We start from the raw sequence: 25,014 nt of genomic DNA, 5'->3' as shown, positions 1-25,014 counted from the left end.
ACATTATAGACCAAATGGTCTATAATTATTTTCGTTGGAGGAAAGGCCATGAGAAAAGAAGAGAAAACAAGACTTCGTAGAGAAAAAATTATCGCTGCAGCCTTGCATGAATTTGCGTCAAAAGGCTACAGGGGATTTGTCATCAATGATCTTTGTAAGAATGACGGGATTTCCAAGGGTGTCTTGTATCATAATTTCTCAGGAAAGTCAGACCTCTATCTGGCATGTGTTCAGGAAAGTTTTGAAAAAGCCTTGACCTTGTTTCTGGGGGAAGAAGGGCAAGTGCCGTCTCTAGCTGATTATATGGAAAGACGTCACCAATTTTATCAGGACTACCCAGAGCATAGTCATGTTTTCTTTGAAGCGATGATTGCTACTCCAGAGGAATTGGAGGTAGAGATTGCTCCTCAAAAGGCGATTTTTCTTGATTTGAATGACCAGGTTTGTCAGAAATTATTATCAGAATCCAAACTCAAGGAGACAATTGATGAGAAGCGCGCGATGGCTTATCTGAGATTGATTCAGGACATGTTTCGTTCTTATTACCTAACCGTTTCCTCGGATAAGAGTTTGATGGACTTGGTTTCAGGTTATGAAAATCAGTTGTCGCAACTTTTGGATATGATGATTTATGGAATTATAGAGGATTAAGGCCTCAAAAAGGAGAGAATAATGTCGAAAAATTGGAAATGGTTGTTATTACTAGCGGGGATTTTTGCGGTAATGACTGGAGTTCGTATGGTGGCAAATCCAGCTATTGGTCTAGCATCAATGACCTTCTTGTTTGCAGTTGTATTTGCTGTTCAGGGGATTTCGGAGATTGTCAATTACTTCAAAGCAGAGGAAAAACATGGTTGGAATCTTTTCGGAGGGATTGTCACGCTGATTTTGGCCCTTACTTTATGTTCAGGTAGTTTCATTGAAATGGTGACTTTTGTCCCGTTTATCATCTCTTTCTGGGCTTTGACAAATGGTATCACAAAACTGTTAGTTGGATTTAAGGTGCGCAAAGCGGACAAGTCCATTGGGACACCGCTTGTATGGCTTGGTATTTTAGGTATTATTGCTGGTATCATCATGATGGGACATCCATTGATGACAAGCGTCCTTATTGGTTACACCATTGCCTTTGTCTTTATTTATCAAGGGATTGTGGCGATTGTTCAATTCTTCAAAATAAAATAATGAAAAGAGGCGATACTGCCTTTTTCTTGTAGGTAGAGTATGTTAGGAAAAAAAGAAATTCACCTGACCGCTATTGGTTTGGTTTATAGTAGTGTGATTGCCATGATTTCCTATGGTTTTATCATGGCTGAAAAGCTAGGCAGTCATTTTTTGTGGGAAAGTCTGCCACATCAGTTCCATTTCGGATCGGTTTATGCCTTTCTTGTCTTAGGGATTTTGACGGGGCTTTTGATTTTTTTAAAGAGCAAATGGGGAAATTTGCCAAAAACTAGCCATGATTTATTGCATGAACTGAGCCAAAAAGGGACGGTGTTTTATCAAAATACTTGGCGAAGTCTTGTTTTAGCCTTGGTGATTTTAATTTCAGGTGCTGGAGTTGGTCCGGAGGCGCCATTGCTAGGAGCGGTAATTGCCTATTCTGTTTGGCAGGCAGACAAATTGCGCTATTTTGAAGCCAACTGGGAACAGATCAATGGTCAAGGTTTGATGATGTGGATACAGCAACTCTGTCACCCTAGTCGTTATCTTTTGTCTTATCCTGCTAGCCAGAAGCAACTGGGAAAAAGCCTGCGAAACTTATTGATTGCTAACGGTTTATTTATATTTTGTATAATGATGAGGTTGACAGATCAGCCGTCTTTTGTGACCAAGTTAGGTGAGACCAGTTGGTCACTGATGGATATCCTCTTCTTTTTACCGCTTTGCTTGTATGGCTATGCTGTTGGAAAAGGCTATGCTTGGTTAAAGCCATTGATTCGTTCAGGTTTAGACAGGTTAAACCTTCCTGTATCTATCAAGATGAGTCTGGGAGCCTTTGTTATCTTTGGGGTAACCATGTTGGCACCGACCTTACTGTTTTCTGGGCAACACAGCTTGCATGCCATCGTAGCATTAGGAATGGAAACGCCTGTTCTCACTCTGGTCATCCTATCCTTTGCTAAGCTGATTTTCCTAGACTTATGTTTATGGACAGGATGGACTGGTGGAGATATTTTTCCGGTAACCTTTGCGGCATTTTTACAGGGATTTGCGGTAGCGCAAGTTTTTCCACAGGTGGATAGCTTATTTGTTGTCTTAGTTGTGAGTTTGTCCATGGCGATTGCCCTCCTTGAAAAGGAGTGGCTGGCAGGTATTTTTATCAGTCTTTTCTTTCCGATGGGACTCGCACCTGTTTCCCTACTTATCGTTGGAACAATGCTACTAGGAAGAAAGATTTTCTTAATTTTTCAGAATCAACAAAAAACTGGCTCTTAAGAACCAGTTTTTTGCTTGTCATTTTCAACAGCTAGAGAATAGTACTTGCTGACTTCGGTATAGTAACTGACCACAAGGCCTGACAGACTTCCCAAAAAGAGAATGCCATAAATGGCTAAGATGATACTGATGATGCGTCCAAGGGTAGTTGTCACCAACAAGTCTCCGTAACCAACAGTTGTTGCCGTTACAAAGCTATACCACAAACTATCACCATAGTTAGTCAAGTTAGGCTCAAACCACATCAGCAAAGCCGCCGACAGAAAGATAAAACTAAAAAAAGAAGTGAGAAAGGTCGCAAACCCTGTCACTTTCAGGATATGCCAGAGAATGCGTAAGCGGTGGATGCGGTTGTTTTTGGTTGACATGACGTAGCTGCACCTTTCAGTTTCTGTAAATAAGCGTGGTCAGATGTTTGTCACTGATTTGATAAGACTATTATAACATGCTCCGCCTCAAGAGGAAAAGACGCTTTCTCAATGGAAAAAAGGCATCTTGTTAATTTCCGACACTGGTGAATTTGGTCATGCCGTAGCAAAAGAGTTTGTAGTTGATGGTAAAGAGCAAGGCCACAACCAGTGGTAAAATGAGTCCCCACATAGACAAGTCTAAAAAGTAGAGGGCTGGGAAATAAGCTGTAAAGGCGTAAGGGAAAACAAAAATCAATAACATTTGAATGATTTTTGGGTAGATATTAAGAGGATATTGCGCCATTTGATTCAGTGCGAAAATCCCCATGGTTAGAGGAAATGACTCCACGATCCAAAAAGCAAGAGCAGTCGGTCCCAACTGAATAGCGGCATAGAGCAGACCGATACAAATGGCAACCAAAACCAGTAACATCAGTTTTCCAAAGTGCCATTCCAAGCTCAGTTCATTAGACGCTTGAACCAGGGCGATAGCACCGATAAGGGTTGTCCCGATACCTTGTGGCTGGATGCGTTCACAAATCAGCTGAAAGAGAGGATTGACAGGCATGAGGAGGAGCCGTTCAAATTCGCCTTGTCGTATGTAGCGACTGCCAAACATCCAGAGATTATCAAAGAAAATCAAATGAATGGAGCGACCAACGGTCGCTATTCCATAGATGAAAAGCATTTGACCATAGTTGAAACCAGCGATTTCCTTGATATTTCCAAAGAGGATATTGAGGAAAATCAGATAGACAATTTGTTCGATCAACGATGAGAAAAGCCCGATGAAGAAGTCCACCCGAAAAGACATCTGAGCCATCATGTAGACCTTGATGTTATACAAATAGAGGCTGATATATTTTTTCATCTTACCCTCCGAAAATGACAATGCGACGTTTGGCCTGAGACCAAAGAGTGGCTATGAAAAGAGCCAGAAATGGTATCCAGAGCATCTGAAGCCCCAGAGCTGTCATATCATTTTCCTGACCCAGTAGGATGGAAACAGGGATATTCACAGCATAGTTGTAGGGCAGGATTTTCAGGAAATTTTCCATACTTTCTGGATAGAAGCTCAGTGGCAAGAGGGCTCCGGAGGCTAGATTGAAGAGCCCGTTTCGTAGGAGCATTACTCCCCAGGCATTGACCGTGAAAAAGGCTAAGAAACCAAAAGCCATATCCAGTAGTTGAACGATAAACATGCCAAGGATGGAGCTGACGAGAAAGAGCAGTATGGTTTTTCCGTCAGGTAGGTAGAAATCTTGATGAATCAGCAAGATACCGATAAATACCAAGGCAAATTTTATCAGCTCTAGGAGCTTATTGCCAAGGTCTTTGAAAAAGAGCGCTAGGATAAAGGAGTAGGGTCTGAGAAATTCTCCAGCAATACTTCCTTTTAAAATGCTGTAGGATAAATCTTCCCCGAGTGAGAAGGCATTTAAACTGGCTAGTAAATTGGCGAAAATGATGTAGGTCGTAAAGGTTTGTAGGGTAAAACCGTTGACGTCTGATTGGGTAAAGAAAATGGTCTTCCAGACATAGAGTGCCACCAAGATTTTCACGGCTAGTGAGATGAAGGTCGCCACAAAGAATGCCTTGTATTGCATGGCGTTCATCATGGTCAGGCGGGTCATGTAGAGATACTTACGCATGAATACCCTCCTCATAAATTTGGCGGACCATGGTTTCGATTTCTAGCTCTTTCATGGTAACATCTTCAATCGCATAATGATTGAAGACTTGCTCAATCACCTGAGCACTGGTCCAGAACTTGCTTTGGTAGTGGATTTCAAAATGAAAATCATCTAGTCGTTCAAATGCCCAGCCCTCCAACTGCAAGTCTTTTTCAATTGGTTTTTCTGTGGAAAAGAGGATGGTCTTGACTGTAGAAAAGCGTTCTTTGAGGACGGACAGTGAACCATCGTAGACCTTCTTGCCCTTATCAATGATAAAAATCCGCTCACAGAGGCTCTCGATGTCTTTCATATCATGGGAAGTAATCAAAAAAGTGGTCTGGTATTCTTGATTCATATAGCGGATGAAGGAGCGAATGGTCTCCTTGACGCTGGCATCCAAACCGATGGTTGGCTCGTCCAAAAAGACAACGGCAGGTTGGTGGATAAAAATAGCCGCAAATTCACAGCGAACCCGTTGGCCTAGTGACAGATTCCGAATCGGTTGTTTCATGATATCTGCCAAGTCCAATAGGTCAATCAAGACAGCTAATCGCTCTTTGAATACCTTATCTGGAACATCATAAATTTTGGCGTGAAGGATAAAAGATTCCTGGACAGGCAAGTTCCAATCCAAGTGGGATTTTTGTCCAAAGAGAACGCCGATTTGCTTATTGACAGCCTTGCGGTGCTCTTGCGGATTGAGTCCGTTGATACGGACCTGGCCTTGATCTGGGAAGAGGACTCCAGTCAGCATTTTGATGGTGGTCGACTTACCAGAGCCATTGGAGCCGATATAGCCGATGATTTCTCCTTTTTCAACTTTCAAGGAAATGTCTTGAACGGCTGGAATTTTCTTTTTCTTGGGTTTGAAAAAGGCCTTTATCGAACCTTTTAAACCGACTTCCTTATCAATGATGGCATAAGTTTTGGAAAGGTGTTCTGCTTGAATCATGTCATATTCTCCTTGGAAAACGCTTGCGTAGTTTATTATACCATACTTTTTTAGTGTACATTTATGAAAATTTGTTGAAAACAAAAGCTGGCGATGGAAAAGAATATTTATGGTAACATTTTTATCAGAAAATCGGTCATATATTGAGGAGATTCTTCTTTCCCTCTGTTAATCCATGCTTGTACAATTCCAAAAAAGGCATGTGAAAAATAGATACTCCGATATTCTTTCTCAAGTGGGGGTAGGTCTTCCTTTCCTAAACGTTCTGCCAAATCGTTTTCAACAAGCAATCGGACTTTGTTGATAAGAAAACTTTGGATTTCCTGTGTACCATTATGGGTAAGTAGAGCTGAGAGCAGCTTTTCACGATAGAGTAATTCAAAGATTTCTAAGAAAGATGACTGGCGATTGCCGTCATAGCGATTAAATATCACCTCTAATTTGTGAAAGAGACCTTGTTGATAAGAATCGATCAATTCATATTTATCCTTATAGTGAGTATAAAAACTGGAACGACTAATGCCAGCTGTCTGAGCTAGATGCGTGGTTGTAATTTCGTTAAAACCTTGAGATTCTAAGCAGGTTACCATTGCATCCAAAATAGCCTGCCGAGTCCGTTCTTTTCGATTATCTGTTCCCATTGTTTCTCCTTTTGAACATTTTTAGACACATTGTCTAAAAAACTGATCTTCTTACTTGATTTTGAAATGGATACTTGTATAATGTATTTTATCAGTTTTTGGACAGTATGTCTAAAGGAGAAACCTATGATAGAAAAAGTGAAAGAAATTTTCAAAAAACCAATGACCCTGCTCACCATTCTAGGTGTCGCCTGTGTACCAGCTCTCTACAATATTAGTTTTCTAACTTCTATGTGGGATCCTTACGGGCGCTTAGATCAGTTGCCTGTAGCAGTTGTCAATCAAGACCAGTCGGCGAGCTTTCAAGATAAAACCCTCACCATTGGTGATGATATGGTGGATAATATGAAAGAGAGCAAGAGCCTGGATTTCCACTTTGTATCAGAAAAAGATGCGGAAAAAGGTTTGGAAGAAGGGGATTATTACATGGTCATCACCCTACCAGAAGATTTATCAGAAAAAGCATCCAGTCTCTTGACTGATCAGCCTGAGCCACTAACAATTTCTTACCAAACTTCTAAGGGTCACAGCTTTGTCGCTTCTAAGATGGGCGAATCAGCTATGGAGAAATTAAAAGCATCTGTTTCAGAGATGATTACCGAAACATACACTTCGGCTGTTTTTGACAGCATGGGAGAGATTCAAACTGGTATGGTTGAAGCGGCAGATGGAAGTCAACAATTGACAGATGGAGCTAGTCAATTAGAAACCGGAAGTCAGACTTTATCATCAGGCCTATCTACCTTATCTTCATCAGGTCAATCACTGGTGACAGGAGCAAACCAATTGGCCACCGGTCTTGTGTCTTATACAGATGGAGTCAATCAGGCTGCGACAGGCAGTCAAACACTTTCCAGCGGCTTAACAACCTACACAAATGGGGTAGCGAGTCTTGCTTCAGGTGCGGAGCAATTAAATGCCAATTCCTCTCAGCTCATCGCTGGGGTGGGACAATTGCAAACAGGAGCAAGTCAGGTTGAACAACTGGTAACAGGAGCCAATCAATTGCAGGCAGGCTTGGAGCAACTCGCTAGTTCAACTAGTTTGTCTGCTGAACAGTCTAGTCAAATACAGGCCTTATTGACAGGGCTTCCTCAGTTGCAAGCAGCCATCAATCAATTAAATGATAGCCTCTCAAGTATCGGAGGACTTGCAGTAGATACCTCTACTCTATCTAGCCTCTTGACAGAGATGGGGGCTCAAGCTCAAGGATTGTTGACTGCAGCCCAAGCTGATAAAACAGCCAGCATTGCAGCCTTGCAAGCAACGGCTACCTATCAGAACTTGACAGCTGAACAGCAAGTCGAATTGGTTAGTGCTGTGCAAAATTCACCATCCACAACGGCAACAGCAGCCCAAACGATTTTGGGGCAATTGTCTCAACTGAGTCAAGCCTTGACTAGTCTACAAAGTCTTTCTAGCATGGGAACACAATTGAGCCAGTTGCAATCAGCAGTGGGGCAAATCAATACGGCTGCCAATCAAGTTCTACCAGGAGCAACAACAGCCATTGAAAACCTATCAAGTGGCTTGAGTCAGGTCAACACCGCCTTGACCCAACAAGTTCTACCAGGAACTCAAGCCTTGACGAGTGGTGTGAGTCAACTTCAAACACAATTATCAAGTGGAGCTAGTCAGCTTATGTCAGGGGTGACAGCCTATACCGCAGGTGTTGCCCAATTAGCAGAGGGCGGAGCTCAGTTGGTTGCGAATAATAGTAGCATCCAATCAGGAGGTAGCCAGTTAACATCAGGATTGGCAACCCTGGCATCTAACTCCAGTCAACTTGTCAGTGGCTCAGGACAACTTGCTTCAGGTAGCCAGCAATTGATTTCAGGAGCAGATCAGCTTTATAACGGAAGTCAAATATTAACAAGTGGTATTTCAAGCCTTCGTACTGGTAGCGAAACCCTAACAAATTCGCTTAGTGATGCTAGTCAACAATTATCAGTTGTCTCTGTAGATGAGAAAAACGCTCAAGCAGTTTCACAGCCAGTAGCCTTAGAGCACAGAGATGAAGACAGCGTGAAGACCAACGGTGTGGGTATGGCTCCTTACATGGTATCAGTTGCGCTGATGGTTGCGGCTTTATCAGCAAACGTTATTTTTGTCAAACACCTTGATAATCGTTCCTATAAAACTCGTTGGGATTGGGCTAAAGGAAAACTGTTGCTCAATGGTACGATAGCCAGTCTAGCAGCCTTTATTCTTTATGGTGTTCTTCTCTTGATTGGAATAGCCCCAGCTTATCCTCTAGCTACCTTAAGATTGATTTTTCTAGCTTCGTGGACCTTTATGGCCCTTGTTACAGCCTTGGTCGGTTGGAACAATCGCTTCGGTTCCTTTGCAAGTTTAATTATCTTACTTCTCCAACTCGGTTCAAGTGCTGGTACTTATCCGATTGAACTCAGCCCTCGTTTCTTCCAAGTCATTCAACCCTATTTGCCAATGACCTATTCCGTTTCAGGACTCCGTCAAACCATTTCTATGGTTGGAAATAGCAGTCACCAAGTATGGATGCTTAGTCTCTTCTTACTTGGATTTATGGGACTTGGGCTTATCATTTATCAACCAACCAAAGAGTAGTTTCTTTGGACAATAGCAGAGCAGGTTTCCTGTTTTGCTATTTTTTAAGCAAACCGATTGACATATCGAGAAAAACGATATAATAAACTCATAGAAACTATTGAAATCTTCAAAGCATTAGCTAATGAACATCGTTTGCAAATCTTAAACTGGTTAAAACATCCCAAGGATTACTTCGTTAACGAACTGCATGCAGAAATTGACGAAGAAGCGGTCGGAGTTTGTGTGGTGGTGGGGAAGATGTGGTCGCACCGAGAGCCATTGATTTTTTTCTTAGACAATCCTATCCGTGAGCTGGACTAGACGCTAGGGTTGAAAGAAGCTTTCAGTCGAGCAGATTCTCTCGGCTTACCAAAAATGCCCGGTGGAGAGAGCATTTATCAGCTCCACACAGGGCAATTTGATATGTTTAGAAAGTTAAACTTACACCCTAACCTCCTTTGTCAGCTCCCGTGCAATACTAGCAGCCACGTTCCGCATCTGATAGGGACTTTCTTGGAATCCTTGATAGGCTTAAGCTTGTAGGAGATGAAATATGACTTCGATGGCGAATTGCTGCTGATAGATATGATGGAAGTGGCGGAATTCGATCAAGGAGGATTGGTCGATATGAGCAGTCCAGGATTGCTGCAGCCAATGAAAAATCTGGTTTTCATTGAGAATAGCAAGGAGAGTCTTTTTTGACTTTTGGCAAAAAAGACTCGGTCATATAGATAAGGAAGTACAGCTATTTACTTTTACTTCCTCTTAGTCATTTTATTTAATTGTTTTAGTGTGACAAACCGGCAATTTAAAACATTGTAGGCAGGAACTCTACTCGGCCATTCCAAGCGGCTTCTTCTTGGTAGAAGACATTGCCCATAGGCTTGGTGTCAGCGTCCGTACCCTGCAACGTAACCTGTCGGCTGAAAATACCAGCTTCAAACAGGAACTGCAAGCTGTTCAAAAGGCCATGACCTTCTCCTATCTCAAGATGAAATTACCAGCAGAGGAGATTTCCAGTCTGATTGGCTACAGCGAGGTCAATGCCTTCAGCCGTGCCTTCAAAAACTGGACAGGCATGACCGTGACCGACTACAAGAAGCAGCAGGGGTTATAAATACGTATGATAGAGGTAGAAACTAGACGATTTCTACCTTTTTCTGCATATTTATGATACAATAAATGAAAATTTTGAAGAGGTGTTCAGATGAAAGCTATTGTTACAGTTGTCGGTAAGGACAAGTCAGGGATTGTTGCGGGTGTTGCGACCAAAATTGCGGAATTGGGACTCAATATTGATGATATTTCTCAGACAGTTTTGGATGAGTATTTTACCATGATGGCGGTGGTGTCATCGGATGAGAAGAAAGATTTCACGCAACTTCGTTCAGAATTGGATGCCTTTGGTCAGTCCTTGAACGTGAAAATCAACATTCAAAGTGCGGCGATTTTTGATGCCATGCACAATTTGTAAGGAGAGCGGTCATGGATATTAGACAGGTTAGAGAAACCATTGAGATGATCGAGGAGCAGCACTTCGATATTCGGACCATTACCATGGGGATTTCCCTCTTGGACTGTATCGACTCGGATATTGATAAGGCTGCGGAGAAAGTTTACACCAAAATTGTGACTAAGGCTAAGAACTTGGTAGCGGTCGGTGATGAGATTGCGGCGGAACTAGGAATTCCCATTGTCAACAAGCGGGTGTCGGTAACGCCTATTGCTCTGATTGGTGCAGCGACGGATGCCACGGATTATCTTCCTTTGGCTCATGCCTTGGACAAGGCGGCTCATGAGATCGGCATCGATTTTATCGGAGGTTTTTCAGCTCTGGTTCAAAAGGGCTACCAAAAAGGGGATGAAATCCTCATCAACTCTATACCGCAGGCATTGGCCCAAACGACAAAAGTCTGCTCTTCGGTCAACATCGGCTCGACCAAGACGGGCATCAACATGACGGCTGTGCGAGACATGGGGCGGATCATCAAGGAGACGGCGGAGGCTTCTGATATGGGGGCGGCCAAGCTGGTGGTCTTTGCCAATGCAGTCGAGGACAATCCTTTCATGGCGGGCGCCTTCCATGGTGTCGGCGAGGCGGATGTGGTCATCAACGTAGGTGTATCTGGTCCTGGTGTGGTCAAGCGTGCCCTTGAAAAAGTGCGTGGCGAGAGCTTTGATGTGGTGGCAGAAACCGTTAAGAAGACGGCCTTCAAGATTACCCGTATCGGGCAGTTGGTCGGCAATATGGCTAGCGAACGCCTGGGTGTCAAGTTCGGCATCGTGGACCTGTCCCTTGCTCCGACGCCAGCTGTTGGCGACTCAGTGGCTCGGGTCTTGGAGGAAATGGGTTTAGAAACCGTAGGTACGCACGGAACGACTGCTGCCCTAGCTTTGCTCAATGACGCAGTCAAAAAGGGTGGAGTCATGGCCTGCAACCAGGTCGGAGGCTTGTCAGGTGCCTTTATCCCTGTGTCTGAGGACGAGGGTATGATTGCGGCGGTACAAAATGGCTCGCTCAACCTTGAAAAATTGGAAGCGATGACAGCTATCTGTTCTGTTGGTTTGGACATGATTGCTATTCCAGAAACAACGCCAGCTGAAACCATTGCGGCTATGATTGCGGATGAGGCGGCGATTGGAGTTATCAACCAGAAAACGACCGCGGTCCGTATTATTCCGCTCGGAAAAGAAGGGGACATGATCGAATTCGGTGGACTGCTTGGAACAGCTCCAGTCATGCAAGTAAATCAGGCTTCGTCTGTGGATTTTATCAACCGTGGTGGTCAGATTCCAGCTCCGATTCATAGTTTCAAAAACTAAATTGAAAAATCTTGTCAGTTGGCAAGATTTTTTTACTTGCCTGCGAATAGTCAGGTAAGGAGGTTTTATGGTACAAGAAATTGCCAAGAACATTATCTATGAAGCCCTAAAACAAGAAGCGCAGGACATTTATTTTCTTCCTAGAGAAGGGTGTTACCACCTTTATATGCGTATTGGAGATGAAAGAAGGCTTATAGCAGAGCATGATAGCGCTGAAATGGCTAGTGTCATCAGTCATTTTAAATTTCTATCAGGCATGAGTGTTGGAGAGAAGCGCCGCTGTCAGCTTGGCTCCTGTGATTATGTGCTGTCACAGGACGAGGTGGTAATGCTTAGGCTGTCTAGTGTTGGGGATTACCGTGGCTTGGAGAGTCTCGTCATCCGTGTCCTTTTTAGCAAGCGTGTGACGTTGAATTATTGGTTTGATGGTTTACAAACCATCAAAGAAAAGTTATCTGGTCGTGGCCTTTATCTGTTTTCAGGTCCGGTTGGAAGTGGCAAAACTACCCTAATGCACCAACTGATTTCGGAGCGCTTTAAAGGTCATCAGGTCATTTCCATTGAGGATCCGGTTGAAATCAAAGATTCTTCTATGCTTCAACTTCAGCTTAATGAGAGCATCGGCATGACCTATGAAGCCTTGATAAAACTATCGCTTCGTCATCGACCGGATGTTTTAATTATCGGAGAAATTCGTGATAGTGAGACGGCACGGGCGGTGGTTAGGGCGAGTTTAACAGGGACGGTGGTTTTTTCAACCATTCACGCTAAAAGTATCCCTGGTGTCTACGCAAGATTGATTGAACTAGGGGTGTCAGAAGCAGAATTGAAAAATTGTTTGAGCGGTATTGCTTATCAACGTTTAATCGGGAAAGGAGGTGTCATTGATTATGCCACGGACCACTTCCAAAACCATCAACCAGACCAGTGGAATGCACAAATTGCGCAATTGGTTGCAGACGGATATCTCAGTCCTGAAGAAGGGGAAATCGAAAAAATTACCACTGAAATCCCAACGCAAAATCATTCAACTTTTAGCTAATTTGATGAGTTCGGGATTTAATCTAACCGAGATGGTTAGTTTTTTAGAACGAAGTCAATTGTTACCAGAAAAGCACACTCAGCAAATGCGTCTTAGTCTTTTAAATGGTTGCGGTTTGTCGGACATGTTGGCAGATCTTGGCTTCTCAGATGAGGTGGCGACCCAACTATCTCTGGCTGATATTCACGGCAATACGCTTAAAAGTCTGCAAACAATTGATGATTATCTAGCAAGTTTGCATAAGGCTAAGCAAAAAGTGATTGAGGTGGCGACCTATCCCCTTGTATTGCTGATGTTTTTAGTTATTATCATGCTGGGTTTAAAAAACTACTTGCTACCACAACTAGAGGGCGGCAACTGGGCTACCAGTCTGATTAGTCACTTCCCAACTATTGTTATAGGGACATTTCTGATGACGGCTCTACTCGTTGTCGTTATTATTTTGCTGATGAGACGGCAAAGTCGCCTGAAGTTGTGGACCAAATTGTCTCGTCTTCCTTTTGTGGGGAAAGCGGTGCAGCTTTATCTAACAGCCTACTATGCTCGTGAGTGGGGGAATTTAATCGGACAAGGTGTGGAGCTAGCGCGAATCACCCAACTGATGCAGAATCAGAAATCTCGGTTATTTCAAGAAATCGGTAAGGATATGGAGGAAGCTCTCTTATCTGGCCAAGATTTCCATAGTAAAGTCTTAGACTATCCATTTTTTCTGAGAGAACTAGGATTGATTATCGAGTATGGAGAGATGAAATCAAAGCTAGGGAGTGAATTGGCTATTTTTGCTGAAGAGACTTGGTCTACTTTTTTCAGCCGTCTTAATAAAAGCACTCAGATTATTCAGCCTTTGATTTTTATTTTTGTAGCACTGATGATTGTTATGATTTATGTGGCCATGTTGCTACCAATGTACCAAAATATGGGAGGATATTTTTAAATGAAACAGTTATGGAAAAAACTCAAAGCGACGTCTCTTAAAGCTTTTACACTTGCAGAGATGTTAGTTGTTCTGCTGATTATAAGCGTTCTTATTTTACTTTTTGTGCCTAACTTAACCAAGCAAAAAGAGGTTATTCAAGAGAAGGGATCAGCAGCTATCGTTAAAGTTGTCGAAAGTCAATTGCAACTTTACGAGTTAGAAAATGGGAAATCAGCCACAGTTGCCGAACTCGCCTCGGCTGGCTATATTACAGACAAGCAGTTAGAAACTTACAATGATTACCAAGCTAGAAAGTAAGCAGGTCAGAGCATTTACCCTTTTGGAAAGTTTGTTAACGCTTTTGATTGTTTCTTTTTTGGTTCTGAATTTATCAGGTCAGGTGACCACGGTATTTGAAAAGGTTCAAGAACAGCTATTCTTTCTATCATTTGAACATCTTTATCGGGATAGTCAGCGATTGAGTGCGACCCAGAGAAAACCAATAAGGCTACAATTAAGTGCCAAACAGATTAGCAATGGTTACACGCATCTCACGATTCCAGAAGGGATTCAGCTCATGGAAGAGAAGACGCTAGATTTTGATAGCAAAGGTGGCAATTCTAGTTTATCTAAGATTCGGTTTGTGACAGATCACCAAAAGGTCACTTATCAACTATACATGGGGAGTGGTAACTATCAAAAAAAGACAGATTAAAGCCTATGTGTTACTGGAGAGTCTAATTGCTCTAGGTGTTTTTGTGACAATTATTTCGCTGATGTTGGGGCAGGTTGTTAAAGATCAAAAGCGCATTGCTAAAAGTCTGCACGAACAGGAAGTTCTCGCTGTGGCGACAATGGCTGTGCAGACCAAAGCGTCTCAGTTGATGTTAAATGGCATCTCCGTTCAGGTAGTGAGAACAGCGGCAGGGCTTCTGATTATTGAAGAAGGACGAGAGGTTTTACGGATTGAAAAGAATTAAATTGCCTGCTTTTTCACTTTTAGAATGCTTGGTAGCGCTTCTTGTGATAGCAGGTTCTGTGCAGCTTTATCAAAGTCTAACTAAAGTGCTGTCTAGCCAGGTTCACTACTTGGTTAACAATCGTCAGGAAGACTGGCTACTCTTTTGTCAGCAATTACAGACCGAGCTAGAGGGGACGACTTTAACGAAAGTTGCGCACAATAAACTCTACGTCAAAAAGGTCAATCAAGCGCTAGCTTTTGGACAGTCGTCCAAGGATGATTTTAGGAAAACCAATGCCGATGGTCGAGGTTATCAGCCCATGCTCTTTGGCTTAAAAAGCTCTGCTATTTCCCAAGAAAACAATAAGGTAATCATCAATCTAACCTTTGATAACGGCATGAAAAGGAGCTTGGTCTATGCTTTTGAATAAAAAGGTTAAAGCAGGCATCTTGCTTTATGCGTTGTTAATGTCTGCTATCTTTGTCCTTTTTTTACAATTTTACTTAGGGCGCGTGTTAGCGGTAGAAAGGCAACACCAAGCTCAAAGCGCTTCTAGCGTAGCTTATCTGGTTGCTCAGGTAACATCTGATATGGCTACTGGCGATAGCGGAGCGCTGACCTTTGATCAGGCGACCAGTAGTTGGGAGAGAAAAGAGAACATTCTTCTGGTAAAGGTCAACTTAGTCAGTGGTGAAGAGTATGCTTATTCTTTTGTTGGAGAGGATGTGGAGACTGGTAAGGGTGAAGAATAGTTTTGATGAGGGGCGTCCAAAGGCGAACCATTGAATTTTGTTAGCTTTAAAAAGAGGAGGTTTTTGTCAACCGCCTCTCTTTTTGGTATGATAAGAATATGAATTTTGAAAAGATAAAAAGTTGATTATCATTAGAAGGAGTTAAAGCCCCAAAAACCTTGATATTACTAGGTTTTCTTGGATGTCATATTGTATTAGAATGTATTAGATTCCCTTACAAAGTCCACAAAAGGGGGAACAAGTTTTACAACGAAAAAAGGTTATCAAATCAACGTTTGACAACCTTGAACAATCTAAAAATTCCACAAATTTTATGAGTTCAGCAGGCAAGAACTAGCACCCTCAAAGGTGCTTTTAATATACTTTTAAAAATAACCGTATCATTTAAGACACGGTCATAGAAAATCACTAATATTAGTATACCATAACTTCTTAAACAATTTCTATTCATGAATAAAGAATGATACAATGATAACAATAAATTCATACTCAATAATTTGCAACAATTCTATTAAACCTTTAGTGTTTTAATAGTCAAATTCAATTTTAAAAGGAGTACTATGGATCTGCTAGATAAAATATCTTTTTGGGTTTTACTAAATGAAACTGCTGAAGTAAGGCAATTGCTTGAAAACCTAGTGAACCTTAAACGTGAACTATATTCTGAAATTTCAATCGGAATCCTTCCATTTGTATCCTCATTAAGCGATGGTATACTGCATTTCTTACCTGAAGAGTGTCTTGAAGAATTCCCAAATATCGGAAAACAGGAACTTAAAAAAATTATTGCTGGTGTAAGAGTTAGTTATAAACAATATTCAGATAAAAAGTTTAATAAAGCTATCAAGTCCATATTGGAGATAGAGGAAATATTTTACTCACAGATGTCCGAAGAATATAGCATACTTCAAAAATTAGTTATCCGTATCCTTGGCCAGCAAGATTTAGGTGTTTTTTATTACAAAGGTATTCCCTATGCCAATACCAATCAATACCATATATACTTAGAGAGCATTCTATCTAAGACTGATAGAAAGGAACTCCCTTATTTTTCAAACGAAGCTTCCTCTCTCTTTTTCGAATATAGCAAAAATTTAGGTGCTTTAATTAATTCAACAAATTTAAAAACAGTTTTAACTACTCCTATTGAAAGTATAAATTCCAGCGATTTTGTACTAAAAGATTTCTTTTTACTCGATAAAAAAAGAAGAAATTTCTTAACAGGAAGCCTCCCTCTTGAAACACAGCTATTTCTTTTTAATATTTTATGTCAGAATAACTTTATACTCTATGTAATACCTGATATCTTAAAGTCAAAAGAAAAATTCTTCACTAGATCATTAATCCAATGCTATTTAGTGAGTATTACAGCATTAAGACTAGTTTATAAAAAATATAGTTCTAGTTTATCGAATTTTCAAAAAGAACAATTTAGCAAAATTATAGATAACAAAGAAAAGCATTTAAATATCAATCAATCTTTCAGAAACAATGTCTTCCATTATAAAATCTCCAATGTTCCTTTAGAGGTTTTTAGCAATCCTGATGAGTTTTTTGAAGAATTAATTGAATTTCATAGTAACAAAAGCTTTAAAGAATACCAGGAACTTCTCATAAATGAAACTATTGAAATAAATCGCTTTATCAACTCTCTTATACAATGAATGATAAAGAAGATTACTAGTTTCTTATAACATTTGATCTATTACAAAAAGGATATTTACAGTTGCATAATCCAAAACTAGGTTTTTTTTGGTTATTAGCCTAGTTTTTTGTATCAATTTTCATCAATTTTGGGGGAGAGGTACACAAGAGGATTGACACCGTTATTATTCTAGCGTTCACAAAATTGAAATAGGGGGGTATACCTAAAAAAGAGAGAAAAACTCTCTCTTAAGACACACTATTTAAAAATTTTTATTTAAAAATTTAAATTCAGTTTCTTTTGGTTGTCCAGCTTCCTCTGCTAGTTTTGTATGTTTAATTTTATTATAAAGATTTCCTACATGATCAGTATTAGAATAAGAATTATAAAGTTGAGCTCCACTTAATTCTTGCAAAATACTTCTTACCTGGTCTTGATTTATAAAAATGTTATTTGATTTATCAGCCAGTTCTCTTAGAGCTTTGATATGTTGTAAAGCCTCTTGATTTAGTTTTCTATCTTCCTTTTCAATAGTCTTATTAAACTTATCATATATTTCTTTTGCCTCTACCTCGTCAAGAGGTTTCTCACTTGCTAAACGTTCGTGCTGATTATCATAGAGTTCTAAAGCGTTCTCCAGTTTTTGCAACTCTACTTTTCCATCATTAAATTTTTCTACATCTACCTCGGATTCAGCAACGTTGATAAGTTCCTTAACTTCCTCAATTCGTTTTTTTGTTGCATATATATTTTGTTTGCATTCTGCAATCTTAGCTTCTTTTTTATCCTTTAGCCCTTGAGTGTATTTTAAAATTTCTTGTAGTGTTTTCATGTTATTTCCCCAATCTTATTGAAATGTTTTATTTGTAGCTCTAGCCATTTTATCCATTGGTAGTTTATTTATCGTGGATTGTAGTAAGTCATTCTTTATATTCTTTTGTACAATCAATTTATCATATTCTAGTTTATTACTTTTATAGTCAACTTTATCCCCTAGACTTTCAGCAATATCCATACCAGTTTTAGCTAAGTTAATCTGAATATCAAGTTTGTGGATTTCTTTTTTTAAATCTTTTACAAACTTTTTAGTATTTGCTGGTTTCATTTTTTCCTCCTTATATTATTTGGTCTCCTGTAATTCCAATTGTTCTTTTATTTCCTTTCCAAGTGGAAACCTTGAGACAATTCCTTTAATAATTTCTTTTGTCAGTCTCTTTTTATCAGTTAGTATTTGATACCGTTGGTGGATACCTAATCCGCATTTTATCCCCTCTTTTTCTATGGTCTTTATGTATTTATCAATTAGAGCAAGCTCTTTATCTATTTTGCTTATTTCTTTGTTAAGTTCTTTTAAAAAAAATATGTGTCCTTACAATCAACCATATGAAGCTCTCCTTTCAAACCCTCTTTTGTCAATAATCTTTTTCATAGCCTTTTGAATTAGTCATATCTTACATTGTATCTAGTTTTGCTTCACCCCCTAAAATCAGATATACCAATACTTTGAACTACTCCTTTAAAATTAACTAGAAACTTCCTCGTTATGGATAGTTGAAATAAATCACGTTCTAAAGATATCCCAAAAGACGGGCAAAGTTACCCAAGATTATCTCTCTACGTTTTAGGATAGAAGACTTTTTCCTGTATAGATATCCAGTCTTTCCAAGTTGCATAGTGTGATAAATCTCTTCCCAGTCTCTTTTTTGGTGCCCCCACCGTAATTCAAATATTTCACGGTCATCTGGCTCTAGTTTTTTTAATAACTCATCGATACATTTTTGAAACCCTTCTAACTTTTGAATAACGATATCGCTAGAAAACTCAAGTGCCATGTTTTCTGCGTAGTTGAAATGAGATCCGCTTTTTATTTTCGATGTATCAAACTGTTTCATATTCATCTGTTTGGCTTCGTATCCCTGCAGTAGATATGTTTTTCTCTTTTGAATGAGTCTGTTGATGTTTAAGTATTTTTCTTCTAGCTCGTATTCTAAGTAATTTCTAGTCGCCTCAGCATGATTTTTTGGTTTCATACTCTAATTTTCCTCTGCCAACAATCCACTAACTGCTACATCTCGTATAAATTGGCCTTCCTGCTCTGCCGTCATATTCGGATTATCCTTCTTGATTTCCAGCAGTAGTTCTGCCAACTTGTCGCTGTCTGTTTGAAGTGTTAATTTCTTGACCGTATTTTGGAAGTGTAGTTCTAGACTGTCAATCATTGCCTCCATGCGGTCTGTTGTCTGAAACATGTTGTTAACGTGATAAGCAATTTTGGCAATGGTCGCAAAGCATTTGGATCTGGTATCTGGATGTTTATAGAGTTCGTACACGTTCAAAGTGGTATCTTCGGAAAAAATCCGATTTCCAATGGTCAAAAAATTTATATAATCGGCTTCATTGAGTTCTTTGAAGTCCATAGTCATGAAGTCGGCTCGTTGCTGGTTTAATTCCTCCAGCTCTTTTTCTGCCTGGGCAAAATATTCTTGTTCGGTCATGGTGTTTGTTCTCCTTGTTTTAGTTTGTTGATTGAGTAGCGTTTGTCTGAAATACTGAAGGCCTTGAATGAGTTCCCTTCTAGTCCTTTGAAAATTCGGCTTGCATTTCGTGCGTTGTAAACGGTCTTGATTTCCTGGCTATTCAGATTTGTGTTGATAATCGTTGTTTCTCGGTTGTTGAGAATGTCAAATAGAAAATCTTGCTCCCAGTCGCTTTTAGGGGCAATACTCGCATTCTTTGCTCCCAAATCGTCCAAGATGAGAAAATCAACCTTTGTCAATTGTTCAACGGCATCAAATTCTGTCAGGTTTGCCCCTTTGCCATAATTCCAACCGTTTTTGATTTGCTTGATGATCTCGGTTAGACTGACGAATAAAACACTCTTAGGCTTGCCAATCTCCTTGAAATGTTCATTGATTGCCTTGGCCATGGAGAAGGATAGATGGCTTTTTCCGATACCAGTCTGGCCAGTGATCAGCGTGTTGCCCATCATACCTTGTTTGTACTTCTCAACTTGATTTTTAGCAAACTCAAGCATTTGTTTTTCTTCTACAGTATCAGCCTTGAAGTTCTCAAAACTAGCTTCTTTCAGCTCAGTAGGTACAAGGCTATCACGCATCAGAACATCATACGTTTTCATATAGATTTGTTTGTTTCTTGCTTCCTGAAGTTTTTCTTCTGTACGCAGGGTATTTTCTTCTTGTTTACAGATTGGGCAGAATATGCTTGTTTTCAGTTCTTTGGTTTCTCTGTCTGGAAATTGGATTTGCCAGAGCTGTTTTCCATGTTTGGAGCAACATTCTTCAAGTATTTTTCTTTGGTCTAATAGATCCATTGGATTACCTCCTAGAATGGTAGTGGTGGGTGATTATCATTGTTGCTTGATTGACCCTGTTTTGGAGTTTCGTTCAAATAGCTGTCAAAGTTGCTAGGAGAAAATAAGGTTTTGGGACGTAAATATTTTGCCATTTGACTGTCATTTCCCCATTGTGTCACTTTAGTGTCAATAACTTTCTTAAAGTCCTCAAGAATATAGCCGTCTTTGTATCTAGCTTGAATGAATTTGGTGTGAGTAGCTATAAATTTATAAGTGTGTCCAGTTTCTTGATTGAGGTACTGGATAGGGATGTAAAGGTGATAATTCTTTGGACTGACTTTTTTCAGTTCATCGATAGATGATTGATTAAGCCAATTTGGAAAAACATACGCTGAACTCTGTTCAGCAGAATTGTTCAATTCGGAATGTATCTCTTTATTTATATCTAAATCTATATCTAACTTTATATCTTTCTCTATCTCTATCTCTGGTGCACATTTGTTCAACATTTGTATTTGTCGTCTAGATTCTCGCATTCTATCAGCGTTTGTGCTTGATTGACCCACAAAATTCTGGATATTGGTCATATAGATTGCACCATTATCCAAAATCTCAATTAAGCGTAGTTGCTGGAAAATTTGAATTGCCTTCTCGATAACTCCTACATGATGCCGTGTGATTGTCGCAAGCATTTGAGCATTATAGGGAATTAAGTCGTTAAACATTAGTAGCCCGTTGTTTTTCAAACTGCGTAGATACAATTTCAAAAGGATATTGCTATAAATATAGCCGTCGGGCATACTTTCCAGAATGATTGCCTCATCACTTTCAAAGAAATTGTCTTTCAGCTTTAAGTAATAATACTTTTTGTTATCTGCCATTCTCCACCCCCAAAAATATCAGAATGTCACTTACTCGATAAAATACTTTTCTGGTTTCTTCTAGTGGTGGTTGGTATCGTTTTAACCCGTTGTCTTCCCAACGTTTCAAGGTCTTTGGGTTTATTTCTAACTCTTCTAAGACTTGCTGGGCAGTGATTAGACCTAAAGCTTTAGGTTGGATTTTTTCACGTCCTTCCAGGTAGTTGTTGATGAGGTCTAGTAATCCATGAGTTAGATCCTGCTCGCTCTCTTTGCTTAAACTAAACATTTCGATATTTCCTCCAATCGTTCAGGTCTGCATTCAACAAAGCATTGATGCGTTTGTATTCTTCGTTCTGTTGCCGTTGAAGTGGCAATACCCCAGCGAGTCGTTCGGTATCATTTTGCGGGATATAGTAGCCTCCGTGAGTGTCACGGTTGCCACAAATAGGAATGCCATAGTCAATTATCAATTTACGGATGTTCTCCCGTACTGTCCGAACGTCTGAATGCGTGTGAAGAGCCAGGTCCGTAGCGGATATTGGTAGAGTCATTCCTAAAGGAATTAGCTTGAATACCTTGTATAAGTGATTGGGTAGAGTTGTTTCAGTCATCGTTTTTCTCCTTTCATGTATGTTACGAGTACATCTCCATTTGTTTCATAACCCACTCCTTACTGTCTTCTTCGTCCATAGCTAAAAATCTATCGACTTCTTCCTTTGGGATATTCCCTTCAAGATAGTTCATGATTAGTGAGTAAAGTTTGGGATTTTGTTTGATAAATTGGGCAAGTTTGTCTTCCATGGATAGCCTCCTAGTTATAGTATCTGCTTTGTGATTGAATATAAGCCCCGTAGTTCGCATTAGTCAGCCGTCTGGAGTTATTACCCTCTGGCGTATTTTTAGGCTTGCTATGGAGCTGATATGTTCCCAAACCAATGCCAAACCAAATAAAGAGGTTTATTGGAGTTAGTATGGCAAGTCAAATCAACGTTTGTTCAAAAGTCAGTGTTAATTCCTCAGTCATGTTTAAAATCCTTCTCTGTATTCATTAGCTAGTTCTTTATGATCTGCGATAATCTTTTGTAATGCGTGAATGGAAGTATTGACAATAGCAGATGTAATAGCCTGGCTATGCCCTGCATTTGCAAAATCCAACACTTCCAGTACATCAGTAAGTTGTCCACAAAGTCCTTCGTAATCGACTAAAATATCATTAGCTCTATCTTTCATTTTTTATCCTCGTTCTTTTGTTTTCTCTGCATTTTTAAGAGTTGCCCTCTACTTGCTAGCACATTCCACGTTTCTGTGGTATAATCATTTCAGATTTGTTTACTAAATCCCTTTTAATCGCTTGCCTGCTGATTAAATGTTTGTTTAGTAATATTTTGGAAAAGCCTGTCTGTCGTCAAACTTTGGGCTTTTCTTTTACTCAAATAACGTTTCTATTAGGTCCGCTAGTTTTTTAGCGGTCTTTTTTAGTGTTAAATAGATTAGTCCGCCTATGGTTTTCCTCCTTTCATTTTTAACGCGTATTATCTTCATTTTGAAGAAGTGAAGTAGTGGGATGGTATATTTACCCTAGAAAGATATTTCAAGATGCTAGAAGTAATAAGTTTATTTACTCTGTGACCTTAAAACGTGTCTTAGCTCGCTCACTTCTTTCCCTTCGTTGTTCTTCAGTCAATTTCAATTTTGGTTTTGCAAATGGATTGATATTTCCGTCGATCATCTTAACTCTGATGTAAATACGATTTCCTCGCTCATCGATTTCCTCTGAAAGAATGTCGTATAGTTCGATACGCTTTTCAATCTTGGTAATGTGCCTGCGGACACTGGTTTCAAATGTCCAGGTATCTGCTAGCTCATCGTAGTTGATGACTGTTTCTCGTTCTTCTGGCAGGTATGCCATGTCTATCCCCTCCTATCATTCAGATAGTTTTTGCTTTTTCATGATTAACTCTCGAATGTCAGCGTATTGCATATTCACGTTAATCAGAGCTATCGCTACATCTTCAAAAGCCTGGTAGTTTGTCAGTTCATCACTTGTCAAGCTATCTATGCCGTTGTGTCCGCCACGCTTGTTTTTCAACTGCTTGGCGTTCATTCCAGTTACTGCCTTTAGCAACAGATTATTTACAGAGGCATAGGCTTGTTTGGGTGCATTCTCCCAGTTCTTGATTGCTTCAAGTAAGTTTTTTCGCCTTGGCTTTTCTAAGGCTCGTTGGATCTTGAAGTTGGCCAGCTCGTCCCGCATTTCAAAGAATGCCTTGACTAGTTTTTCCTTGAAGTTTGCGACTTGCTCGATATTCTTTAAGAACGTGATCAGCAATGTTGCTTGTTGTTCGTTTAAGATGTAATCTTTTGCCTGTTGCCCACTCGGTAAAGGTCGCATTTGAAATGAGACCTTGCCGTAACGTTCAAGTCTATCTTTCTGTTTTCTGATATGTTCCTGTACTGCGTGATGGCTGATGTTGGCACATTCTGCTACAACGCTACTAAGTGTATACGGCTCTTTCCGTCCGTCCATATAAACTAGTTCCATAGTTTTCCTTTCTGTGTATTTTTCTGTACTTGCCACCTAGAGCAGTAACAAGGAGTAAGAAGGGTTTGAACAAATAAATAAGGAGAAAAGCAACAAACCTCTTGATACTGTCTTAGGTAGCAAGTAAAAGTTTTTGGCTAAAAATAATGACTTATTTAGAAACTGTCAAATTAAGTAACATCTAGATTAGTAGTCTTCTACTAGCCATTCCATAACTTTCTGGTAGATACTCTTTTTTACTTCACCACCATTGATAACTTTACGATAAGTAATCGGATTGATACCTATTTGCTTTGAAGCAATCTGGTTAGTCAGCATTAAATCAGCCTGTTTTCTACGGATTGCTTTTGCTTGGTTTGAGGTAATAAGCATTTTTCTTTCCCCTTTCCTTTTGTTATGTTTGTAAAGTTTTTCTTTACTTGGTGACATTTTATAAAAAATAACTTTACTTGTCAACTGAAAATATAAAAAAACTTTGCAAAAGAAAAATATCCAGTTATAATCATGTTGAGGTAATAACAATGAAAGATACTATTAAGAATAGGCTCAGAGACTTAAGACAAGAAAAAAAGCTAACTCAGGATGAATTAGCTTTTGAATTAAATAAGGATTTAAAAAAAGGTGAGAAGCTTGTTTCAAAAATGACAATTTCTAATTGGGAAAATAATAAACACGCTATCAAACCAGATAAAGCTCAAAAATTAGCAGAGTATTTTGGAGTGTCAGTTGGCTATTTGTTGGGGTATAGCGACTATTGGGAATATATTGACCATGAAATAACTAGTTTCCTAACAAAAGAAACAATGGTAAAGTTTTTAGATTTTTTAATTATGGCTGATTTGATGCTAAATGATGAACAAATTTCAAATATTTTAGAATTACTTAAATCAATAGATGTGGCAAATAGATCTGCCACTTTATATGAAACACAAGTATATGGAAGCGAGAAAGCACTTTCTAACTTTCTTTTGCGATATAATTACAAACCTGATAGTCTTTTAATGCAACACATCGATGCTATTTATTCTCAGGAAAAAATAGAAAATCAATTCACGCTAATTGAAAAACTAAATAACAGAGATAACTAAAACATCCTATTAACTGCGAATTAGTGCTATCTTGAGAATATCACTTTGAAAGTTGTCTAGACAAGTATAGGTAGTGATGCAACAGGACTATCAGACAAGAAACATTGTGAGCATTTCAGCCATTTTGATAAGAAACAGAATTATGGTTAGGAACAATTATTGTCAAAAACGCTATTTTGTCAATAATTAAAAAAGAAACAGGAGGAATTATTGACAAAAGTAGCATTTTGTTAATAATAAAATCTGATGTATGGAATACTTGTAATCGGAACTCCTTTAACAGAGAGTTATCTTGAGATTATCTTGAGATTTTCCCAGAATAGACTATTAGAAATGCAATAAAATAGGTATTTGCAGGAAAAGTTATCTTGAGATTATCTTG

At 39.5% G+C, this 25,014-nt stretch carries 35 protein-coding genes; 17 read left to right on the top strand and 18 right to left on the bottom strand.

The genetic code is table 11. The features are described 5' to 3' along the window. Positions 1-48: 48 nt before the first annotated feature. The 3 genes from G575_RS0109610 to G575_RS0109600 are packed head-to-tail and all read left to right on the top strand — an operon-like array spanning position 49 to position 2,439. Positions 49-651: a TetR/AcrR family transcriptional regulator gene (locus G575_RS0109610; RefSeq protein ID WP_027972543.1), complete on the top strand. Its 603-nt coding sequence runs from the start codon at positions 49-51 to the stop codon at positions 649-651. A 21-nt stretch (positions 652-672) separates the two neighbouring features. Next, entirely contained in the window at positions 673-1,185 is a 513-nt protein-coding gene (locus tag G575_RS0109605; RefSeq protein ID WP_027972542.1) for an HdeD family acid-resistance protein, read from the top strand. A gap of 39 nt (positions 1,186-1,224) precedes the next feature. Further along, the gene (locus tag G575_RS0109600) at positions 1,225-2,439 is read left to right on the top strand and encodes a chloride channel protein (protein WP_027972541.1); all 1,215 of its coding nucleotides are present in this window, start codon (positions 1,225-1,227) and stop codon (positions 2,437-2,439) included. Here the strand turns inward: G575_RS0109600 and G575_RS0109595 are convergent. The 5 genes from G575_RS0109595 to G575_RS0109575 form a co-directional block, all read right to left on the bottom strand. Further along, positions 2,436-2,807, bottom strand: coding sequence for a potassium channel family protein (locus G575_RS0109595; RefSeq protein WP_027972540.1), 372 nt, complete (start codon positions 2,805-2,807; stop codon positions 2,436-2,438). The two genes, G575_RS0109600 and G575_RS0109595, sit on opposite strands and share 4 nt — an antisense overlap. 130 nt (positions 2,808-2,937) lie before the next feature. After that, positions 2,938-3,720, bottom strand: a complete 783-nt coding sequence (locus G575_RS0109590; RefSeq protein WP_027972539.1) for an ABC transporter permease — start codon at positions 3,718-3,720, stop codon at positions 2,938-2,940. Between the two features lies 1 nt (position 3,721). Then, entirely contained in the window at positions 3,722-4,501 is a 780-nt protein-coding gene (locus G575_RS0109585) for an ABC transporter permease (RefSeq protein WP_027972538.1), read from the bottom strand. After that, positions 4,494-5,477, bottom strand: a complete 984-nt coding sequence (locus G575_RS0109580; protein ID WP_027972537.1) for an ABC transporter ATP-binding protein — start codon at positions 5,475-5,477, stop codon at positions 4,494-4,496. The genes G575_RS0109585 and G575_RS0109580 overlap by 8 nt, the downstream gene beginning before the upstream one ends. Positions 5,478-5,584: 107 nt before the next feature. Beyond that, the gene (locus G575_RS0109575; protein WP_027972536.1) at positions 5,585-6,118 is read right to left on the bottom strand and encodes a TetR/AcrR family transcriptional regulator; all 534 of its coding nucleotides are present in this window, start codon (positions 6,116-6,118) and stop codon (positions 5,585-5,587) included. Positions 6,119-6,244: 126 nt separating this feature from the next. Here G575_RS0109575 and G575_RS0109570 point away from each other — a divergent pair, with 126 nt between their 5' ends. The 13 genes from G575_RS0109570 to G575_RS0109505 all read left to right on the top strand — a co-directional run bounded on the left by G575_RS0109570 (position 6,245) and on the right by G575_RS0109505 (position 16,845). Then, positions 6,245-8,704, top strand: a complete 2,460-nt coding sequence (locus G575_RS0109570) for a YhgE/Pip domain-containing protein (RefSeq protein ID WP_027972535.1) — start codon at positions 6,245-6,247, stop codon at positions 8,702-8,704. Positions 8,705-8,761: 57 nt separating this feature from the next. Next, entirely contained in the window at positions 8,762-9,007 is a 246-nt protein-coding gene (locus tag G575_RS12660; protein WP_245562417.1) for a hypothetical protein, read from the top strand. 538 nt (positions 9,008-9,545) lie between these two features. Then, positions 9,546-9,803, top strand: a complete 258-nt coding sequence (locus tag G575_RS11435) for a helix-turn-helix domain-containing protein (RefSeq protein WP_051177028.1) — start codon at positions 9,546-9,548, stop codon at positions 9,801-9,803. 90 nt (positions 9,804-9,893) lie between these two features. Then, positions 9,894-10,160, top strand: a complete 267-nt coding sequence (locus G575_RS0109550) for an ACT domain-containing protein (protein WP_027972534.1) — start codon at positions 9,894-9,896, stop codon at positions 10,158-10,160. Between the two features lie 11 nt (positions 10,161-10,171). After that, entirely contained in the window at positions 10,172-11,509 is a 1,338-nt protein-coding gene (locus tag G575_RS0109545; protein WP_027972533.1) for a PFL family protein, read from the top strand. A 67-nt stretch (positions 11,510-11,576) separates the two neighbouring features. Further along, the gene (comGA, locus tag G575_RS0109540; protein WP_027972532.1) at positions 11,577-12,551 is read left to right on the top strand and encodes a competence type IV pilus ATPase ComGA; all 975 of its coding nucleotides are present in this window, start codon (positions 11,577-11,579) and stop codon (positions 12,549-12,551) included. Beyond that, positions 12,442-13,485 carry a competence type IV pilus assembly protein ComGB gene (comGB, locus tag G575_RS0109535; protein ID WP_083958905.1) on the top strand — a complete coding sequence of 348 codons (1,044 nt, stop codon included), beginning with the start codon at positions 12,442-12,444 and terminating at the stop codon, positions 13,483-13,485. Before comGA ends, comGB begins: the two co-directional genes overlap by 110 nt. Continuing rightward, the gene (comGC, locus tag G575_RS0109530) at positions 13,486-13,785 is read left to right on the top strand and encodes a competence type IV pilus major pilin ComGC (protein ID WP_027972530.1); all 300 of its coding nucleotides are present in this window, start codon (positions 13,486-13,488) and stop codon (positions 13,783-13,785) included. Continuing rightward, entirely contained in the window at positions 13,763-14,182 is a 420-nt protein-coding gene (comGD, locus tag G575_RS0109525; RefSeq protein WP_037622980.1) for a competence type IV pilus minor pilin ComGD, read from the top strand. Before comGC ends, comGD begins: the two co-directional genes overlap by 23 nt. Further along, positions 14,154-14,447, top strand: coding sequence for a competence type IV pilus minor pilin ComGE (gene comGE, locus G575_RS0109520; RefSeq protein WP_027972528.1), 294 nt, complete (start codon positions 14,154-14,156; stop codon positions 14,445-14,447). The genes comGD and comGE overlap by 29 nt, the downstream gene beginning before the upstream one ends. Continuing rightward, positions 14,434-14,859, top strand: a complete 426-nt coding sequence (gene comGF, locus G575_RS0109515) for a competence type IV pilus minor pilin ComGF (RefSeq protein WP_027972527.1) — start codon at positions 14,434-14,436, stop codon at positions 14,857-14,859. The genes comGE and comGF overlap by 14 nt, the downstream gene beginning before the upstream one ends. Further along, positions 14,846-15,181, top strand: coding sequence for a competence type IV pilus minor pilin ComGG (gene comGG / locus G575_RS0109510; RefSeq protein WP_027972526.1), 336 nt, complete (start codon positions 14,846-14,848; stop codon positions 15,179-15,181). The genes comGF and comGG overlap by 14 nt, the downstream gene beginning before the upstream one ends. A gap of 560 nt (positions 15,182-15,741) precedes the next feature. Beyond that, on the top strand, positions 15,742-16,845 hold the full coding sequence (locus G575_RS0109505) for a hypothetical protein (protein WP_027972525.1): 1,104 nt from the start codon (positions 15,742-15,744) through the stop codon (positions 16,843-16,845). Between the two features lie 243 nt (positions 16,846-17,088). Here the strand turns inward: G575_RS0109505 and G575_RS0109500 are convergent, their stop codons facing one another. The 13 genes from G575_RS0109500 to G575_RS0109440 all read right to left on the bottom strand — a co-directional run bounded on the left by G575_RS0109500 (position 17,089) and on the right by G575_RS0109440 (position 23,916). Then, entirely contained in the window at positions 17,089-17,658 is a 570-nt protein-coding gene (locus G575_RS0109500; protein WP_027972524.1) for a hypothetical protein, read from the bottom strand. 15 nt (positions 17,659-17,673) lie between these two features. Further along, the gene (locus G575_RS0109495; RefSeq protein ID WP_027972523.1) at positions 17,674-17,931 is read right to left on the bottom strand and encodes a hypothetical protein; all 258 of its coding nucleotides are present in this window, start codon (positions 17,929-17,931) and stop codon (positions 17,674-17,676) included. Positions 17,932-18,394: 463 nt separating this feature from the next. Then, positions 18,395-18,856 (bottom strand): hypothetical protein, encoded by a 462-nt coding sequence (locus G575_RS0109490; RefSeq protein ID WP_027972522.1) that lies wholly within the window; start codon positions 18,854-18,856, stop codon positions 18,395-18,397. Between the two features lie 3 nt (positions 18,857-18,859). Then, positions 18,860-19,321 (bottom strand): hypothetical protein, encoded by a 462-nt coding sequence (locus tag G575_RS0109485; protein WP_027972521.1) that lies wholly within the window; start codon positions 19,319-19,321, stop codon positions 18,860-18,862. Then, on the bottom strand, positions 19,318-20,157 hold the full coding sequence (locus G575_RS0109480) for an ATP-binding protein (protein ID WP_027972520.1): 840 nt from the start codon (positions 20,155-20,157) through the stop codon (positions 19,318-19,320). The genes G575_RS0109485 and G575_RS0109480 overlap by 4 nt, the downstream gene beginning before the upstream one ends. Positions 20,158-20,168: 11 nt before the next feature. Further along, positions 20,169-21,020 (bottom strand): phage replisome organizer N-terminal domain-containing protein, encoded by an 852-nt coding sequence (locus G575_RS0109475; protein WP_027972519.1) that lies wholly within the window; start codon positions 21,018-21,020, stop codon positions 20,169-20,171. After that, positions 21,010-21,288 carry a hypothetical protein gene (locus G575_RS0109470; protein WP_027972518.1) on the bottom strand — a complete coding sequence of 93 codons (279 nt, stop codon included), beginning with the start codon at positions 21,286-21,288 and terminating at the stop codon, positions 21,010-21,012. The genes G575_RS0109475 and G575_RS0109470 overlap by 11 nt, the downstream gene beginning before the upstream one ends. Continuing rightward, the gene (locus tag G575_RS0109465) at positions 21,281-21,613 is read right to left on the bottom strand and encodes a hypothetical protein (RefSeq protein ID WP_027972517.1); all 333 of its coding nucleotides are present in this window, start codon (positions 21,611-21,613) and stop codon (positions 21,281-21,283) included. Before G575_RS0109465 ends, G575_RS0109470 begins: the two co-directional genes overlap by 8 nt. A 22-nt stretch (positions 21,614-21,635) precedes the next feature. Further along, positions 21,636-21,803 (bottom strand): hypothetical protein, encoded by a 168-nt coding sequence (locus G575_RS12225; RefSeq protein WP_156874743.1) that lies wholly within the window; start codon positions 21,801-21,803, stop codon positions 21,636-21,638. A 225-nt stretch (positions 21,804-22,028) separates the two neighbouring features. Next, a complete protein-coding gene (locus tag G575_RS0109455; protein ID WP_027972516.1) occupies positions 22,029-22,232 on the bottom strand; it encodes a hypothetical protein in 204 nt (67 codons plus the stop codon). A gap of 388 nt (positions 22,233-22,620) precedes the next feature. Next, positions 22,621-22,911, bottom strand: coding sequence for a hypothetical protein (locus tag G575_RS0109450; protein WP_024387086.1), 291 nt, complete (start codon positions 22,909-22,911; stop codon positions 22,621-22,623). A gap of 15 nt (positions 22,912-22,926) precedes the next feature. Then, entirely contained in the window at positions 22,927-23,544 is a 618-nt protein-coding gene (locus tag G575_RS0109445) for a Rha family transcriptional regulator (RefSeq protein WP_027972515.1), read from the bottom strand. A 186-nt stretch (positions 23,545-23,730) separates the two neighbouring features. Further along, the gene (locus tag G575_RS0109440) at positions 23,731-23,916 is read right to left on the bottom strand and encodes a hypothetical protein (RefSeq protein WP_024403041.1); all 186 of its coding nucleotides are present in this window, start codon (positions 23,914-23,916) and stop codon (positions 23,731-23,733) included. Positions 23,917-24,065: 149 nt separating this feature from the next. On the opposite strand from G575_RS0109440, the gene G575_RS11720 reads away from it, so the two are divergent. Beyond that, complete coding sequence (locus G575_RS11720; RefSeq protein WP_051177026.1) at positions 24,066-24,632, top strand: helix-turn-helix transcriptional regulator; 567 nt, start codon at positions 24,066-24,068, stop codon at positions 24,630-24,632. Positions 24,633-25,014 lie beyond the last annotated feature (382 nt).

It is taken from the genome of Streptococcus plurextorum DSM 22810 (assembly GCF_000423745.1).
Lineage (GTDB): Bacteria > Bacillota > Bacilli > Lactobacillales > Streptococcaceae > Streptococcus > Streptococcus plurextorum.
This window is presented reverse-complemented; position numbering and strand designations above follow the sequence as displayed.

Bases quoted from the DNA above. Each gene is read 5' to 3' on its own strand.
- G575_RS0109580 (WP_027972537.1), bottom strand. From the start codon at position 5,477: ATGATTCAAGCAGAACACCTTTCCAAAACTTATGCCATCATTGATAAG.
- G575_RS0109600 (WP_027972541.1), top strand. From the start codon at position 1,225: ATGTTAGGAAAAAAAGAAATTCACCTGACCGCTATTGGTTTGGTTTAT.
- G575_RS0109585 (WP_027972538.1), bottom strand. From the start codon at position 4,501: ATGCGTAAGTATCTCTACATGACCCGCCTGACCATGATGAACGCCATG.
- comGD (WP_037622980.1), top strand. From the start codon at position 13,763: ATGATTACCAAGCTAGAAAGTAAGCAGGTCAGAGCATTTACCCTTTTG.
- G575_RS0109545 (WP_027972533.1), top strand. From the start codon at position 10,172: ATGGATATTAGACAGGTTAGAGAAACCATTGAGATGATCGAGGAGCAG.
- G575_RS0109575 (WP_027972536.1), bottom strand. From the start codon at position 6,118: ATGGGAACAGATAATCGAAAAGAACGGACTCGGCAGGCTATTTTGGAT.
- G575_RS0109440 (WP_024403041.1), bottom strand. From the start codon at position 23,916: ATGCTTATTACCTCAAACCAAGCAAAAGCAATCCGTAGAAAACAGGCT.
- G575_RS0109465 (WP_027972517.1), bottom strand. From the start codon at position 21,613: ATGACTGAAACAACTCTACCCAATCACTTATACAAGGTATTCAAGCTA.
- G575_RS0109595 (WP_027972540.1), bottom strand. From the start codon at position 2,807: ATGTCAACCAAAAACAACCGCATCCACCGCTTACGCATTCTCTGGCAT.
- G575_RS0109470 (WP_027972518.1), bottom strand. From the start codon at position 21,288: ATGTTTAGTTTAAGCAAAGAGAGCGAGCAGGATCTAACTCATGGATTA.
- G575_RS0109605 (WP_027972542.1), top strand. From the start codon at position 673: ATGTCGAAAAATTGGAAATGGTTGTTATTACTAGCGGGGATTTTTGCG.
- G575_RS0109450 (WP_024387086.1), bottom strand. From the start codon at position 22,911: ATGGCATACCTGCCAGAAGAACGAGAAACAGTCATCAACTACGATGAG.
- comGA (WP_027972532.1), top strand. From the start codon at position 11,577: ATGGTACAAGAAATTGCCAAGAACATTATCTATGAAGCCCTAAAACAA.
- G575_RS0109455 (WP_027972516.1), bottom strand. From the start codon at position 22,232: ATGAAAGATAGAGCTAATGATATTTTAGTCGATTACGAAGGACTTTGT.
- G575_RS0109490 (WP_027972522.1), bottom strand. From the start codon at position 18,856: ATGAAACCAAAAAATCATGCTGAGGCGACTAGAAATTACTTAGAATAC.
- G575_RS0109505 (WP_027972525.1), top strand. From the start codon at position 15,742: ATGGATCTGCTAGATAAAATATCTTTTTGGGTTTTACTAAATGAAACT.
- comGC (WP_027972530.1), top strand. From the start codon at position 13,486: ATGAAACAGTTATGGAAAAAACTCAAAGCGACGTCTCTTAAAGCTTTT.
- G575_RS0109610 (WP_027972543.1), top strand. From the start codon at position 49: ATGAGAAAAGAAGAGAAAACAAGACTTCGTAGAGAAAAAATTATCGCT.
- G575_RS0109570 (WP_027972535.1), top strand. From the start codon at position 6,245: ATGATAGAAAAAGTGAAAGAAATTTTCAAAAAACCAATGACCCTGCTC.
- G575_RS0109480 (WP_027972520.1), bottom strand. From the start codon at position 20,157: ATGGATCTATTAGACCAAAGAAAAATACTTGAAGAATGTTGCTCCAAA.
- G575_RS11720 (WP_051177026.1), top strand. From the start codon at position 24,066: ATGAAAGATACTATTAAGAATAGGCTCAGAGACTTAAGACAAGAAAAA.
- G575_RS0109590 (WP_027972539.1), bottom strand. From the start codon at position 3,720: ATGAAAAAATATATCAGCCTCTATTTGTATAACATCAAGGTCTACATG.
- G575_RS0109475 (WP_027972519.1), bottom strand. From the start codon at position 21,020: ATGGCAGATAACAAAAAGTATTATTACTTAAAGCTGAAAGACAATTTC.
- G575_RS0109550 (WP_027972534.1), top strand. From the start codon at position 9,894: ATGAAAGCTATTGTTACAGTTGTCGGTAAGGACAAGTCAGGGATTGTT.
- G575_RS0109495 (WP_027972523.1), bottom strand. From the start codon at position 17,931: ATGAAACCAGCAAATACTAAAAAGTTTGTAAAAGATTTAAAAAAAGAA.
- G575_RS12225 (WP_156874743.1), bottom strand. From the start codon at position 21,803: ATGGAAGACAAACTTGCCCAATTTATCAAACAAAATCCCAAACTTTAC.
- G575_RS0109500 (WP_027972524.1), bottom strand. From the start codon at position 17,658: ATGAAAACACTACAAGAAATTTTAAAATACACTCAAGGGCTAAAGGAT.
- G575_RS0109485 (WP_027972521.1), bottom strand. From the start codon at position 19,321: ATGACCGAACAAGAATATTTTGCCCAGGCAGAAAAAGAGCTGGAGGAA.
- G575_RS0109445 (WP_027972515.1), bottom strand. From the start codon at position 23,544: ATGGAACTAGTTTATATGGACGGACGGAAAGAGCCGTATACACTTAGT.
- comGG (WP_027972526.1), top strand. From the start codon at position 14,846: ATGCTTTTGAATAAAAAGGTTAAAGCAGGCATCTTGCTTTATGCGTTG.
- comGB (WP_083958905.1), top strand. From the start codon at position 12,442: ATGCACAAATTGCGCAATTGGTTGCAGACGGATATCTCAGTCCTGAAG.